Annotated in this window: 14 protein-coding genes and 1 pseudogene; 5 read left to right on the forward strand and 10 right to left on the reverse strand. The window is 50.5% G+C overall.

Annotated features, from left to right (window positions below; genetic code table 11):
• Positions 1 to 258: 258 nt before the first annotated feature.
• A complete protein-coding gene (locus STSP2_RS08315) occupies positions 259 to 591 on the forward strand; it encodes a hypothetical protein (RefSeq protein WP_146661647.1) in 333 nt (110 codons plus the stop codon).
• A 123-nt stretch (positions 592 to 714) separates the two neighbouring features.
• Positions 715 to 1,164 carry a hypothetical protein gene (locus tag STSP2_RS08320; protein WP_146661648.1) on the forward strand — a complete coding sequence of 150 codons (450 nt, stop codon included), beginning with the start codon at positions 715 to 717 and terminating at the stop codon, positions 1,162 to 1,164.
• A 215-nt stretch (positions 1,165 to 1,379) separates the two neighbouring features.
• Here STSP2_RS08320 and STSP2_RS08325 read toward each other — a convergent pair whose 3' ends face one another.
• The 8 genes and pseudogenes from STSP2_RS08325 to STSP2_RS08360 form a co-directional block, all read right to left on the reverse strand.
• Entirely contained in the window at positions 1,380 to 2,531 is a 1,152-nt protein-coding gene (locus STSP2_RS08325; RefSeq protein WP_146661650.1) for a hypothetical protein, read from the reverse strand.
• Between the two features lie 4 nt (positions 2,532 to 2,535).
• A complete protein-coding gene (locus STSP2_RS08330) occupies positions 2,536 to 3,006 on the reverse strand; it encodes a 3-hydroxyacyl-ACP dehydratase FabZ family protein (protein WP_146661652.1) in 471 nt (156 codons plus the stop codon).
• Positions 3,007 to 3,106: 100 nt separating this feature from the next.
• Entirely contained in the window at positions 3,107 to 3,280 is a 174-nt protein-coding gene (locus STSP2_RS08335) for a histone H1 (protein ID WP_146661654.1), read from the reverse strand.
• Between the two features lie 115 nt (positions 3,281 to 3,395).
• Positions 3,396 to 3,872 carry a flavodoxin family protein gene (locus tag STSP2_RS08340; RefSeq protein ID WP_169853085.1) on the reverse strand — a complete coding sequence of 159 codons (477 nt, stop codon included), beginning with the start codon at positions 3,870 to 3,872 and terminating at the stop codon, positions 3,396 to 3,398.
• Between the two features lie 17 nt (positions 3,873 to 3,889).
• Entirely contained in the window at positions 3,890 to 4,741 is an 852-nt protein-coding gene (locus STSP2_RS08345) for a LolA family protein (RefSeq protein ID WP_146661660.1), read from the reverse strand.
• Positions 4,742 to 4,949: 208 nt separating this feature from the next.
• A pseudogene (locus STSP2_RS08350) lies at positions 4,950 to 6,031 on the reverse strand (IS3 family transposase); the annotation flags it as partial.
• A gap of 50 nt (positions 6,032 to 6,081) precedes the next feature.
• A complete protein-coding gene (locus STSP2_RS08355; protein ID WP_146661667.1) occupies positions 6,082 to 6,633 on the reverse strand; it encodes an HAD family hydrolase in 552 nt (183 codons plus the stop codon).
• Complete coding sequence (locus STSP2_RS08360; RefSeq protein ID WP_146661675.1) at positions 6,608 to 7,519, reverse strand: LysR family transcriptional regulator; 912 nt, start codon at positions 7,517 to 7,519, stop codon at positions 6,608 to 6,610. The genes STSP2_RS08355 and STSP2_RS08360 overlap by 26 nt, the downstream gene beginning before the upstream one ends.
• 222 nt (positions 7,520 to 7,741) lie before the next feature.
• Here STSP2_RS08360 and gdhA point away from each other — a divergent pair, with 222 nt between their 5' ends.
• The 3 genes from gdhA (at position 7,742) to STSP2_RS08375 (ending at position 11,299) form a co-directional block, all read left to right on the forward strand.
• Positions 7,742 to 9,082, forward strand: a complete 1,341-nt coding sequence (gdhA, locus tag STSP2_RS08365; protein ID WP_146661682.1) for an NADP-specific glutamate dehydrogenase — start codon at positions 7,742 to 7,744, stop codon at positions 9,080 to 9,082.
• 207 nt (positions 9,083 to 9,289) lie between these two features.
• Positions 9,290 to 10,549 carry a Glu/Leu/Phe/Val family dehydrogenase gene (locus tag STSP2_RS08370; RefSeq protein ID WP_146661690.1) on the forward strand — a complete coding sequence of 420 codons (1,260 nt, stop codon included), beginning with the start codon at positions 9,290 to 9,292 and terminating at the stop codon, positions 10,547 to 10,549.
• Positions 10,550 to 10,573: 24 nt separating this feature from the next.
• Positions 10,574 to 11,299: a uracil-DNA glycosylase gene (locus STSP2_RS08375; protein WP_146661693.1), complete on the forward strand. Its 726-nt coding sequence runs from the start codon at positions 10,574 to 10,576 to the stop codon at positions 11,297 to 11,299.
• Between the two features lie 9 nt (positions 11,300 to 11,308).
• Here STSP2_RS08375 and STSP2_RS08380 read toward each other — a convergent pair whose 3' ends face one another.
• Entirely contained in the window at positions 11,309 to 12,331 is a 1,023-nt protein-coding gene (locus STSP2_RS08380; protein ID WP_146661694.1) for a hypothetical protein, read from the reverse strand.
• An 8-nt stretch (positions 12,332 to 12,339) separates the two neighbouring features.
• Positions 12,340 to 13,416 carry a phosphoribosylformylglycinamidine cyclo-ligase gene (gene purM / locus STSP2_RS08385; protein ID WP_146661696.1) on the reverse strand — a complete coding sequence of 359 codons (1,077 nt, stop codon included), beginning with the start codon at positions 13,414 to 13,416 and terminating at the stop codon, positions 12,340 to 12,342.
• Positions 13,417 to 13,435 lie beyond the last annotated feature (19 nt).

The following is a 13,435-nucleotide window of genomic DNA, read 5'->3' on the forward strand; positions in this document are numbered from 1 at the left end:
TCTACTAACCCGCTTTACGGCAGCGTAAGGCGGGTTTTTCTATGCGCAAATCATAGCCAGCTCAGTTCCGATGACATCACTCAGAATTAGCCGTAAACCGCAAATCCGTACTTGTACACACGCCCACAACTGTATATACTGAACATCCCCTGTTTGAAATCGCTTAATTGGGTGTGGCGTTTGCTTGCTCCCTCTGACACGAGAAGTAAACATTGGAAGTAGATGACTCCCCAAACCAGATTCATAATCAAAGGCGCAGTGGCTGGTTTTATTCTAGGCTGTATTTTCTTTGGCCATACGTTCGAGACAAGCACTCAGCCTGAGACACTCCGCGTATTTACGGAAGATGGTCAATTAATACAGTCTTTGACCTACGAAACGCTTGTAAGAACGTTGGTGATCAGCCCTTCTGGCATCTTGTTTGGCGGCGGTGCTTTGGCCGCAGTATCTGCATTCATTGCTTTTCTTGTAATTGAAAGCTGGTCTGGCATCACCTACCGGGAACTGTTTAAAAAGCTGACTGCACACACTGTGTTCAAAAGAATCGTTCGTAGCAAAAGTAATGAAAAAGTTTTTTTCAAAATGCTATAAGTACAAACTAACTGGCTTTAATTCCAATTCGGCTTGGTGTCAGGCACTTAAAAAGTGCGGGCATGATTATAATCCTCCTGGAATACAACCCGGAATGAATGAAGATTTATCAAAGGCAAAGACATGTTTAAATTAAAATTTGATATCATACTTATGTTGCCCATATTTTGTTTAACGCTATTTGGTTGCAACGATTCACGAGATACTGTTCAACCAAATGATAGACTTCCTGCCCACCTTGTTGGGGTTTGGGCCAGCGAAGACGCTGTAATGGAGGGTTCTGCTCTATTTGAAGGTGTAGCTGTCTATCTCGGAGCCGATGGTGTCGGAGCTATCGTGGGTGGTCCGCCTGCTATTGGGTGTCAGATCATTGCAAAATTTGAAAGTAGTAATGATACTATTTTATATGAGATGACAGAAAACGGAAAGACTGTTGAGAAAGGCAAATTGCTTTACGATCCTGATCACCGTACACTCACTCTAATTCAAGATACCTGTGTGGTGCTCACGCGACGTTTTGATGAACTAGATGATAACACTCTTACGGATTTGGGATTGGAAGAAGAAAACTAAATATATGAATGCCAGATACTCGCGTTAGTTTTGGGCGTTTGATTACGACGCGCTCGGCCAGCGTGTCCGCAATCCCGACCACAAAACGCCAGCGAACACACGTATCTACTACTACGACAACTGGCAGTTGCCGGCCGAAAACCACAACATCAACAACTTCAAACGCCCCTCCGACCGCGACAACCACATCTACGAGCCTCACACGCTCCAAGCCCCTAATCAGCCTCCGCCAACTCACTTTCGATTGTCGCCTTGATTATCCCCACATCAGGAATACCTCGCGAGCAGTCCAGCCACAGCCCCTTTTTCTTGCTTCTAAAAAGAAAATACGAAAGTATGCCGATCCGCTCGTTTGCCTGTCGGCTGTCCTCTACCGGAGTCTGCTTTGAAACTTCGGCTTCCAGATTCTCCAGTTCCCCCAACTCGTCACTCAGCAGGAAGTCCGAAAACTCCACCGTCCTGTCCAGCCGAACAAGAAAAGCACTGTACGTCTGTACCTTCTTCTTGCTCCCCTCTACCGCGACTCTCGCGGACCTGTCGACATGCAGCACAGCCAGCTTTTCCGTATCATTCACCCACTGATAATCAGCCTTCTTAAGCTGCTCCAGCTTCCCCAGCTTCTTCTTGCAATCGGCAGCCTGCTCGAATTCCAGTCGCTTGGATTGCTCCCGCATCAGCGACTCGAACTCCTTCACAACCCCGTCTAAACCACCTGAGGCCGTCCGTATCGCCTTATCAACCGACTCACGGTAATCATCAGCCGATATTCGCCCATCGCATGGAGCGGGGCACGTATGCATCTGCAGATAAGGACACGTTTTATGACTGCCTTCCCGTATCAGGTCAGGCCGTCGGCAAAGGCAGAAAACCTCGTTGAGTATCTGCACAAAATCGTTCGCTGCCCGGCGAGACGGAAAGGGCCCAAACACTTTCTGCTTATCCTGAGCGATCGGCGAGGTGGAGGTGGCAAAATAGGGCCAGATAAAATCCAGACCCACGCTCGCATAAGTTTGCTTCGGAAGGGCGACCAGGCTCCTGTATTCGTCCGGAAATATCGTCCGGGCACTGAGGTAATAATACAGCATCGCCCGAAAATCATTATAACAGCACGTATAGTACACCTTGTCAGTGACTGGAGAAATGTCAGGCGTCTTCGTGATCTCTTCTTCGTCATCCGAAGAAACCAGCTTCGCCCTTGCCTGCCGTCTGATATCGCCGGCTATCTGCAGCTTGATAGCTTGGCCCTGCCCATTCGCAAAACAGATGATCCCTTTGCAGGCGGGCAGCTCCTTGAGCTGATCAAAAAAAACGGCTGTCTGCTCACTGGTATCCAGTTGCAAACAGCCGTCGAATAGCTCATCTAGCAATTTCTCAGACCTTCATACCTGAAACAACAGTATCGAAGACGATTTTCCCGTTCACGACCCCTTGGACCATGGCGCTGAACTGTCTGCTTCTGACCTTGTGAATATGTCCGAGCATATACAGTCTGTCGCCGGGTACTACCGTGCCGCGAAACTTCGTTTTATCGATGCCCGAAAAACCTATAAAACCCTCAAGCCCGTGAATCCTTTTCATATAAAAACTACTGAGCTGAGCTGCCGCTTCGATCATAATAACGCCCGGCATTATGGGCCGGCCCGGTATATGACCCCGAACCCAGAACTCATTTTCAGTGATGTCTTTATATCCTATCGCTCGCATGCTGTCCTTGTCATACCAGACAATGGCATCGAGCTGTTCCATCTCATAGGATTGTGGGTTTACTTCCGCGATCTGCTCACGGCCAAACTCAATGTTGTCAAGATCAATGTCGGAAATATCAAATAACAACTCTGGCATCGAAATCCTCTTTCGGTACTAATATCGACAGCGATTCTTAAGCAATCCGTATTAAATGAACGCTGTCGGGCTGCTGAAGTCTTTTTTTAAATTAAGACACTTAGTCAGTCGAGCGAAGCTCGAGAACCCTGTTACGTACTTCCTGTGCAGCCTGCTTGATTGTCTGCATCTGCTTACGAACCCGTGTGCCTGCAGCTTTGTTGCCGCCTTCTGCCTTGTTTACGTCGTCTTCGATTTCTGAAACAAGTTGCTTTAGCTGATCATATTCTTGCATGGAATTTCCTCTCCAAAAAATAAGACAGTAATACTCTTTATTTGTATGATTCGAAAGTTTACCAGCGGGCTGGTGTTTTGTCAAATTAAATACTGCAAAGCTGCTGGATACCTTACTAGCCAAACAGCTTTATTGTGAGTTCAGCGATCCTTTTGCCGCGTCTCTTGCACTGGTTGATCACTCTGTCGTCCGGCTTGCCTATAGACACGGGACCATAATGGTCGCCCTGAGGGTCTCCCTGGATCACCATTCCGTGGACCAGCAGGGTGTTGACTATATTCAAAACAGTCGTTTCGTTGCCTCCGCCGATATTAGCTGAACTGCTGAATGCCGCACCTACTTTGCCGTCGAGCTTGCCGTGCTTGCTTACCGATTCATCAAACAGGTTAGCCACCGCGCCGGCCATACGACCATAATAAGTCGGTGAGCCAACAACGATCGCATCAGCCTTGACTAGCTCGTCAAGCTTAACATCTTCGATGCTTTTGCATTTGGTCGGCAGCGAAGCTTCGTTCATGGCCTCTGAGATTATCTCAGCCATTTGCTTCGTGTTGCCGCTTCTTGAATGATAAATTACCAGGCCAGTTGCCATTTTGCCCTCCATGATATCTAGTTTTGCTTTAACGGTTCCCTATTTTTACTGAAACTGGAGGGGTGTTCAACGCTAAAGATGCTGTTTTCTATTTTTTTATTCACCTTTGCATCCAAAAGCGTGATATCGTATATGTCGTCTTCCACTGAAACTGATCGTATGCGTTTGGGCAAAAACAGTTTCTTGTCGACCCAGAAGTCGATCAGCTTGTAGTCTTCTTCATATACGGAACCTTCTTTGACCTTCATCCGCAGATGAATGGTGTCTTCCATCTTTTTATCATCCGAATCTGTCGGCTTGGTATCTGAATCGATCAGCTCGATTTCAAATTGCTTCCGCAAATCCTTGGCATGCGAAAATCCTACCATCGGGAAATTCTGGCTCACAAAATCGAAAGCATCTACCGGTTTGTCCTCCGGGACCTGTTGATAGGAATTAACTGTTTCGTTCCGGTAATCTATGCGGGTGAGCCACACGCCGTCAAAAAACAGTTCTTCTTTTCTCTTTTCTTCAGGTGCATCGTCCTGCTTGACTGTGCTGAACTCGATCTTAAGACCTGATCCGTCTTTTGTCTTTTTGTAATACAACTTTCCTTTTTGCAGACGCCTGGAATCTAGAAGCTCGGGATCCTGTATGAACAGGTAATTGATGTTGGCCTTGTAGGTGTCCAGTTTGCTGGTGCGGTCTCGAAGTTTCTCTATTATGCCATCCACAGTGGTGGGAATTTTTTGGCTGGTTTTGTCCTGCTTTTGCTCATTTTTTATAGCACTTTGCTCGTTTTTACCCCCTTTTTCCTTAGTTTCTGCGGGTGAAAAAGCGGCAAATATGCATGTAAACAGAACCGCGAGAGTCGTGATATGTCTATTCATACGTCAATTTCCTTCCGTAGAGCCAATACCATCTATGATTTCCAGTATCTCATTAATCGAGCTGATGGTCAAGTCTGCGTATTCACGGAACTGACCTGCCCCCGAATTATGTACCAGCTACTGTTAGAGAGTTGTCCTTCTCATCTGTCGTGTATTGCTGTAGCTGAGCCGTAGGCGAAGCGGAAGCAATACACGAGGCGGCGAACTCGGCCGGGGTTGCGTAGTCCAGCCCGCTGTGCGGTCGATGGTTATTATATTCCATCCGCCACTGTTCGACAATCACTTTCGCTTCCTTAACCGAATAAAACAGCTCACGATTGAGCACCTCATCTCTGAACTTGCCGTTGAACGATTCTATAAAGCCATTTTCCCACGGCTGACCCTTCTCGATATAAAGCGTTTCGACGTTCTTTTTGCCGAGCTTCTTCTTGATCGCACTAGCCACAAATTCCGGCCCGTTGTCGCTGCGTATAAATCCAGGCACGCCTCGGACCGCAAACAGGTATTCCAGCGTTTCAACCACATCGCCCGACTTGATCGACCTGCCTACTTCTATCGTAAGCGACTCACGCGTGAACTCATCGAGCACCGTGAGAAACTTCAGACTGCGACCGTCCTCGCTCTGGTCGCTGACGAAATCATACGTCCAGACATGATCCTTGTAGTCGGCTTTTTGCACGCTGCAGCTGTTGTCGCTGTTGCCTTTCGTTTTTCGTCCTTTGCGTCTGTGAGGCACCTGTAATGCTTCCTTTCGCCATATTCGTTGAACTCGTTTGTGATTCACACGCCAGCCATGCTGACGAAGCTTGGCCGTTATAAACCTGTAGCCGTAGCTTTGGTGTTCCTTTGCCAGCTCGATTATCTTGCTGGTCAGTGCCGTGTTCGTTGGCTGCTGCTGAGATTTATACCGCTGGCTCGCTCGCGGCTGACCTATCACCTTGCATGCCCGACGCTCGGATACGGCCAGACTCTTTTGAAGATGCCTGGCCGCCTTGCGTCTCCGGGCCGGGCTCAGTAATTTCCCGAAAGCGCCTCCTTGAGGATGGCGTTGTCCAGTGCCTGGTCGGCAACGAGCTTTTTGAGCTGGGCGTTCTCTTTTTGCAGGGCCTTGAGCTGCTTGACCTGGTCGAGCTTCATGCGGCCGTATTGCTTGCGCCAGTTGTAGTAGGTCGCCTCGCTGATGCCCAGCTCACGGCAGGCCTGCTGGACCGTACCGCCGGAGCCGATTACAGCATCCGCCTGGCGGAGCATCTTGACAATCTGTTCGGGACTGTGATTCTTGCGTTTCATAAGAGCATCCTTTCCATAAAAACTAACAAATTATAACGGATACTCTCTAATCAGCAACGGTACAGTTTTTCGGGGTCAAGCCAGAACTTATCCGCATCTTTATGGGTTTCGATTAGTATCGCAGTTACATCAGCAGCTTTTGCAGTGAGCAGATCGTGCAGATAATCACCCACAAGTATAGTTTCACGGGGGGATGTGCCGAATTCTTTGCACAATGCCAATACCCCGTGCGGATCCGGCTTTGCAGGGCCGTCTTCGCGGGCAATCACAGCATCAAAGTGCAGTCCATGCTTGTCTCGTACCGCGATCGCGTTGGTGCGTTTGTTGCGCGTCAGAATGCCCACTTTAATGCCGCGGTCGCACAGCTCTTCAATCGTTTCTTTGGCACCATTGTTCAGGCAAGATTCCACCGCAGCCTGATCCTCGTGCCGTTCAAGGATGGTTTCAGCCTGCTTGCGGTCATCTGGCGGCATATTTTCCAGGTATTCCAGGATCGGCCCTGCGTCTTCGGCAAGTCCCATTTCCTGTCTGATGAGGTCAAAATCCAGGCAAGGCTGTGTTATTGTCCCGTCGAGGTCAAATATTACGGCTTTTATTGGCATGATTTCGTACCTGTCCGTTTCCAAGAAGCTCCAGTAGGTATTTCATTGCTTTGGTCGTCGATCTATTCTTACGTACGATTATGCCGGTAGGGCGGAAAAAGTTTTCGTTCGTGAATGCTATTGTTGCAAGTTTCTGTTCACGCAGTTCTGTATTTATCGTTGTTTCGGGCAGGATGCTAATACCTGAGTTGATCTCCACGGCTCGCTTGATCGTTTCGATATTGTCGAACTCCATGACGGTTTTAGGCATCACATCATAGCGGTCGAGGATGTTGTCTATGAACTTGCGGCTGGGCAGTCCCTTTTCGAATGCTATGAAGTCCTTGCCCTGCAGTTTATGGATATCTATTACCGGTTCTTTAGCCAGGGGGTTATCCGGACTGCAAACCATAACAAGCGGTTCATCCACGAATGGTACAAGGTTCAGGCTGCGGCTTTCGATCGGGACGGCGACTGCGCCGAGGTCCAGGTCGCCTCGCAGGATGCCGTCATATATCTGCTTGGCGTCCATATAGTCGATCCGCAGGTTGATCTGAGGGAATCTGGCCATGAATCTTTTGACGTACGGCTGGAGCGTGTGCATTCCGATGCTGAATATGGCAGCGAATCGGATGGTGGTGTGACTGCGGGAGAGGTTTTTGAGCTCGCTGACCAGTTTGTCGTACCTGTCGAGGATGTCCTGGCAGGCGTGATAGAAGCATTGTCCTTGTTCAGTAAGTGTGAGCGGCCTTGTCTTGCGGTTGATCAGTTGGCAGTTGTGGTCCATTTCCAGTTGAGCCAATTGTTGCGAAATGGCTGACTGGCTTAATCCGTGTTTTTCCGCAGTGCGCGAAAAGTTCTTTAATTCAACAAGGTCACAAAATATCCTTATTGTGTCAATTTGCATTATAAGAAAGCCTTATTGATAGTATCAACTTGATTTGTTTCCATTTTGTTTGTTGCTCCGCTAATATGTTCTGTTGTTCTGCGGAGGAACAAATTCAGCTATTTTTTTGTCGCGGCACGGCATCTGATGCTTTTCTACTATGCTTTTTACCTTGTTCATGCCGTTTTGTGTAGAAGAAATTTGGAAGTTACCATAAGAAATATTTATTTTTAGGAGCAGCAAATGGCCAGTCAATTTACTGAAAGCATCATGGAAATCACCACTTCTCGCAATCCTGCCGAGAGTGAATTCCATCAGGCGGTACGCGAAGTGGCGGAATCGGTTGAGCCGGTTATAGCCAGACACCCCGAATTGGCCCGCGCGAAGGTCCTTGAGCGGATGATCGAACCTGAACGCCAGGTTATGTTCCGCGTTCCGTGGGTAGACGACAAGGGTAATGTGCAGGTCAACCGCGGCTTCCGCGTTGAGTTCAACAGTGCAATTGGCCCATACAAGGGCGGGCTGCGTTTCCATCCTTCGGTATATCTCGGTATCATCAAGTTCCTCGGGTTCGAACAGATATTCAAGAATGCACTTACAACCACGCCGATCGGCGGCGGTAAGGGCGGAAGTGACTTCGATCCAAAGGGCAAGAGTGATATGGAAGTCATGCGTTTCTGTCAGAGCTTCATGAGCGAACTTTTCCGTCATATTGGTCCTGATACTGACGTGCCGGCAGGTGACATCGGTGTCGGCGGTCGTGAGATCGGTTACATGTTCGGTCAGTACAAGAAGCTTACCAACACCTTCACAGGCGTTCTGACCGGTAAGGGTCTGGACTACGGCGGGTCCCTGGTTCGTACCGAAGCTACTGGTTACGGCCTGATCTACTTTGTTACAGAAATGCTCAAGGCTCGCAATACCGACTGGAACGAGAAGAAAGTTGTTATTTCCGGTTCGGGTAACGTTGCGATCTACGCTACCAAGAAGGCTCACGAGCTCGGTGCAAAGGTTGTCGCACTTTCTGACAGCGGCGGGTACATCGTTGACGAATCCGGTATTAAGCTGGAAACTGTCAGACGTATTAAAGAGGTCGAACGCGGCCGAATCAGCGAATACGTTGATGAGCATCCAAATGCACAGTACACTGAAGGCTGGCAGGGTATCTGGACCGTTCCTTGTGACGTTGCACTTCCTTGTGCTACCCAGAATGAGCTGGATAAGTCTGCTGCTGAGGCGCTGGTCAAGAACAACTGTATTGCTGTCGGTGAAGGTGCAAACATGCCTTCTACGCCTGAAGCAGTCGATATCTTCCTGGACAACAATATTTCGTTCGGTCCTGCAAAGGCAGCTAACGCCGGCGGCGTAGCTACGAGTGCTCTTGAGATGTCTCAGAATGCAGCACGTCTCAACTGGACATTCGAAGAGGTTGACAACCGTCTCAAGATCATCATGAAGTCTATCTACACCCAGTGCGTAGAAGCCAGTGATGAATACAAGATGAACGGCAACCTGGTTGCTGGTGCGAACATTGCCGGCTTCCTGAAGGTAGCGAATGCTATGAACGCTCAGGGCGTTGTATAAAAGCATTTTTCAACTTAGAAACACAAAAGGCTCTTCCCTTCGGGGAGGGGCCTTTTTCTTTGTAATGGCTCCAACTGTTTTGTTACATATTTATTTATGGAGCTTGTCTTGAAGTTGCTTTCGGAATTTTTGGCCGCTAGAATCGGTTTATGCTTCTGCTTTCAGAGCAGATAAATATTCTGGTGGTTCCAACGAAAGGAATGCGGAATGAGTCAGGCGGCAAACAGTTTGCTGAGCACCTCTGTCTACAATTTTGACAAGGCAGCCGAGCGGTTGGGTCTGGAGGCGGGGATAAAGAGAAGGCTGCTTGGGCCCAAAGAGAAGATCGAGCTTGATATCAATCCTATTCTGCCTTGCGGAAAACTGATCAATGCCAAGGTTTTCGTCGTCAGACACCATGACGCTCTGGGTCCTGCCAAGGGCGGTATCAGAATGACCCCGACTGTCACACTTGACGATGTGTGCGGTCTGGCGATGGAGATGACCTGGAAGACGTCGCTGATCGGGGTTCCATTCGGCGGGGGCAAAAGCGGGATACGGCTGGACCCGTCAAAGCTCAGTGAGACTGATAAGGAAGTGGTGGTGCGAGCGTTCGCGCGGGGGGCGAGTCATCATATCGGGCCTGAATGGTATGTGCCCGCTCCGGACATGGGTACGAACGAGATGGATATGGCGCATATACGTGACTGCATATCATACTCGCAGGGCGTTTCTATCACGAGGGGTTGTTTCGTTACGGGCAAGCCGGTGATCCTCGGGGGTATAGTAGGCAGGCGTGAAGCGACTGGGAAGGGGGTTGTGTATACGGTTGCAGCTCTTTGTGAGCGGATAGGCAGGAATCTGGAGGGGCTGCGGGTTGCAGTGCAGGGCTTTGGTAATGTTGGATCGGTCGCTGCGGCCGAGATAGGCAGGCTCGGTGCCAAAGTGGTGGGGATCTCGGATATTGGTGGCGGAATCGTGAATGATAAAGGCATTGATGTGCAATCGCTTGTTGGGTATGCTAAAGAAACAGGTTCTATTCAGGGATTTGAGGGATGCGCTGATGTCGATCGTGATGATATATTAGAGATCCCCTGTGATGTGCTGATACCGGCTGCTGCCCAGTCGCAGATCAGAAGTGATAATGTTGACAAAATAGCTGCGGATATTATAGCCGAGGGTGCGAATGCTCCTATTACGCCGGAAGCTGACGAAGTGCTGAAAGAAAAGGGCGTGAGGATCATCCCCGACATATTGTGCAATGCCGGCGGTGTTTTCGTATCTTATCTTGAATATACTCAGGAAACGCAGAGAGATCAGTGGACGCTGCGGGAAGTTGAGGGTAGACTGCGTGACAGAATGAGTGAGCGGTTCAACGAAGTTTATGACTATTCCCGCGAAAAGAACCTGAGTATGAGAGAGGCGGCTATGGATCTTGCGGTTGGGCACGTTGCAGAAGGTGTTTATGCTCGCGGGTTGCTGCCTTAGTTTGGTTAAGAATCAAGGATGTAAATGAGTGCCGAGAATTTGAAACGCGCATTGGAGCAGCATGTCGCGCTGGATGCTTTTTTGACGGGTGATTTCGGGCTGAAAGGTGATCTGCCCATGCCTGCGGCATTTGAACAGGCAGAGCCGGAATTGGTGGATAAGGCCGGTAAGCTGGAAGAAATCGCCGAGCAGATCAGACAGTGCTGTAAATGCGGGCTGAACGAAACACGCAAGAATGCTGTTATTGGTGAGGGCAATCCGGATGCGGAGCTGGTTTTCGTTGGTGAGGCTCCGGGTGCTGACGAGGATGAGCAGGGCAGGCCGTTCGTGGGCAGGTCGGGCAAGCTGCTGACGAAAATAATCGCAGCGATGGGGCTTAGCAGGGACGATGTTTTCATCTGCAACATTCTCAAGTGCAGGCCTCCTGAGAATCGCGATCCGAAGCCGGACGAAATTGTTGACTGTATGGGTTATTTGCAGCAGCAGTTGGATATCATTCGGCCGCAGGTGATCGTGGCTTTGGGTGCCCATGCTGCGAGGACTTTGCTTAGTACCAATCAAGGGATCGGCAAGCTTCGCGGAAGGTTCCATGAGTATACTTTCAGTGATGAAGAACCCCCGGTAAAGCTGATGCCGACCTATCATCCATCATATCTACTGCGTAATTATTCGCAGGATAACCGGCGCAGGGTATGGGAGGATATGCAGAAGGTTATGCAGGAGCTTGGTTTGGAACTGCCTGGTAAGTAGTGCCGGGTTTTACAGCCAGTGGTCCGTGAGGTGCATCGCATGGCAGATCATGTCGGCAGCTAAGGCAGTGAAGAGTATGGGTTTGACTATTGACTTTTGGGGTCGGCCGGTCCAGGTGCTTATGATGATCAGGGCAATGATGCAGGCCGTGACGGACAGCCGAAGGATTGCGTAAGGGGTATGGAGCAGGGTGGCTGCGTTTGAGGCTGTGGTGACAGCGATGGGGATCAGAAGGAGCAATGTGAACCATTTTTCCTTTTTCGACGATTTGCCCTGGGCCGTGAGTGTGTCAAAGGCTGTCGCTGTCAGCAGGCACAGGACGGCGATCGGGATCGCACGCCAGATGACGGGTGATATTGCCAGAATCGGGTCGGACATCGAGAGCAGAAGGCCTGCGGTTGCGGCGGATACCAGCAATGGGGGCAGATCGAGTATGTGTCTGCAGAACGCATAGAGGGCGATGACTGAGCCGATGTGGTACAGGTTGAACGAGAACAGCGTGGGGGAATTTACAGGCAGGGAAACTAGTTCATGAAGCGGCTGCAGGCCGGTGTGGAGGTGCACGGGTGCGGGGTAGAATGAGAGGGATTCCGTGTATGCGAAAAAGGCCCAGGTTACAAGGGCCAGCAGGCAGATCGCGATTATCTGGCGGATCGTTCTCTGGGGCAGGGCGGCTGTGAAGCCCAGGCAGAGGATCCACGGTACGCAGGTGAAGATGAGCATTGCAGCGGGGTGCAAGGTGAGTAGGCTCAGGCTGTATGGGGAGAATGCGTAGAGCAGGCCGGCGAGGAAACTTGCCGACCTGGAGCTGAAAGAGGTGGTAAACAGGAAGGCACCTGCTGCGGCGATGGTGAGTGAGAAGGGGATCAGCAGTTGTGTCGGGCCGAATTTCCAGAAATACGGGGCCAGGAGGAGGATGCTCAGGAATGCGTACGCGGCGATTGAGAATGCAAGGGCGGGGATATTATTCAATGAGCTATCCGGGCAGTCGAGTTCGGGGCTGCCGGCTTTGCTATCCAAAATATCGTTCATCAGCTCGCTTATTTAAGTATGACTTTACCGCTGCCGCCGACTATTTCACCTATGCGGTAGACGTTTTCGCCGGATTCGCTGAGGTTTTGCATGACCGCGTCTGCGTGGGCCGGGTCGACGATCAGTGTGAAGCCGATGCCCATGTTGAAGACGCGGAACATTTCGGATTCTTCGACGGGGCCCGCCTGGGCGAGATAGTCGAAAATCGGCGGGACTTGCCAGGCGTTTTTGTCTATGGATGCATCGCAGTCGCTGGGCAGTACGCGGGGTATGTTGCCCACGAGGCCGCCGCCTGTGATGTGGGCCATGCCGTGGACGGGCCGGGTGTCTGCGAAATCCTCGAGGAGTTTGACGACCGGGCGGACGTAGATTTTGGTCGGATCGAGCAGGGCGTCACCGATGGCTCGGCCGTTGAGTGAGTCGATCTTGTCCGTTACATTCAACTTTTGCTGTTTGAAGCAGATGGTTCGTGCAAGTGAGAAGCCGTTGCTGTGGACGCCGTTTGAACCGAGGCCGATTATGATGTCGCCTTGGCGTACTTTTTCGCCTGTGATGATGCGGTCCTTTTCGACGACGCCTACCGCGAAGCCTGCCATGTCGAATTCGTCCTGGCCGTAGATGTCGGGCATTTCCGCGGTTTCGCCGCCGATGAGCGAGCAGTTGGCCTGGCGGCAGCCCTCGGCGATGCTTTCGACCATGACAGCGACGTTTTCGGGGTCGAGTTTGTTGACTGCGAGATAGTCCAGGAAGAACAGCGGGTCGGCACCCTGTACGAGCATGTCGTTTACGCTCATTGCGACGAGATCGATGCCGACGGTGTCGAATTTTTTCATTTGCTGGGCGATCAGGATCTTCGTGCCGACGCCATCGGTGCATGCAACCAGGACAGGGTGATCGTAGTTCTTTTTGAAGAGCTTTGAGTCGCTGTCAAGGCTGAACAGGCCGGCGAAGCCGTTTTTGAGGTCCATGACGCGGGGGCCGAAGGTGCTTTTCACGGAGGAGCTGATACGGTCAACCATCTGGTCGTTAGCGTCGATGTTGACGCCGGATTCGGCGTAGCTGATGTATTTCTTTTCCTGGCTCATATTGTGGTTCGCTTGGGGT

The organism is Anaerohalosphaera lusitana (assembly GCF_002007645.1).
GTDB lineage: Bacteria > Planctomycetota > Phycisphaerae > Sedimentisphaerales > Anaerohalosphaeraceae > Anaerohalosphaera > Anaerohalosphaera lusitana.

Excerpts from the sequence above, each read along its gene's own strand:
- gdhA (WP_146661682.1), top strand. The coding sequence starts at position 7,742 with ATGGCCAGTCAATTTACTGAAAGCATCATGGAAATCACCACTTCTCGC.
- STSP2_RS08320 (WP_146661648.1), top strand. The coding sequence starts at position 715 with ATGTTTAAATTAAAATTTGATATCATACTTATGTTGCCCATATTTTGT.
- STSP2_RS08345 (WP_146661660.1), bottom strand. The coding sequence starts at position 4,741 with ATGAATAGACATATCACGACTCTCGCGGTTCTGTTTACATGCATATTT.
- STSP2_RS08340 (WP_169853085.1), bottom strand. The coding sequence starts at position 3,872 with ATGGCAACTGGCCTGGTAATTTATCATTCAAGAAGCGGCAACACGAAG.
- STSP2_RS08360 (WP_146661675.1), bottom strand. The coding sequence starts at position 7,519 with ATGCAAATTGACACAATAAGGATATTTTGTGACCTTGTTGAATTAAAG.
- purM (WP_146661696.1), bottom strand. The coding sequence starts at position 13,416 with ATGAGCCAGGAAAAGAAATACATCAGCTACGCCGAATCCGGCGTCAAC.
- STSP2_RS08370 (WP_146661690.1), top strand. The coding sequence starts at position 9,290 with ATGAGTCAGGCGGCAAACAGTTTGCTGAGCACCTCTGTCTACAATTTT.
- STSP2_RS08380 (WP_146661694.1), bottom strand. The coding sequence starts at position 12,331 with ATGAACGATATTTTGGATAGCAAAGCCGGCAGCCCCGAACTCGACTGC.
- STSP2_RS08355 (WP_146661667.1), bottom strand. The coding sequence starts at position 6,633 with ATGCCAATAAAAGCCGTAATATTTGACCTCGACGGGACAATAACACAG.
- STSP2_RS08375 (WP_146661693.1), top strand. The coding sequence starts at position 10,574 with ATGAGTGCCGAGAATTTGAAACGCGCATTGGAGCAGCATGTCGCGCTG.
- STSP2_RS08330 (WP_146661652.1), bottom strand. The coding sequence starts at position 3,006 with ATGCCAGAGTTGTTATTTGATATTTCCGACATTGATCTTGACAACATT.
- STSP2_RS08335 (WP_146661654.1), bottom strand. The coding sequence starts at position 3,280 with ATGCAAGAATATGATCAGCTAAAGCAACTTGTTTCAGAAATCGAAGAC.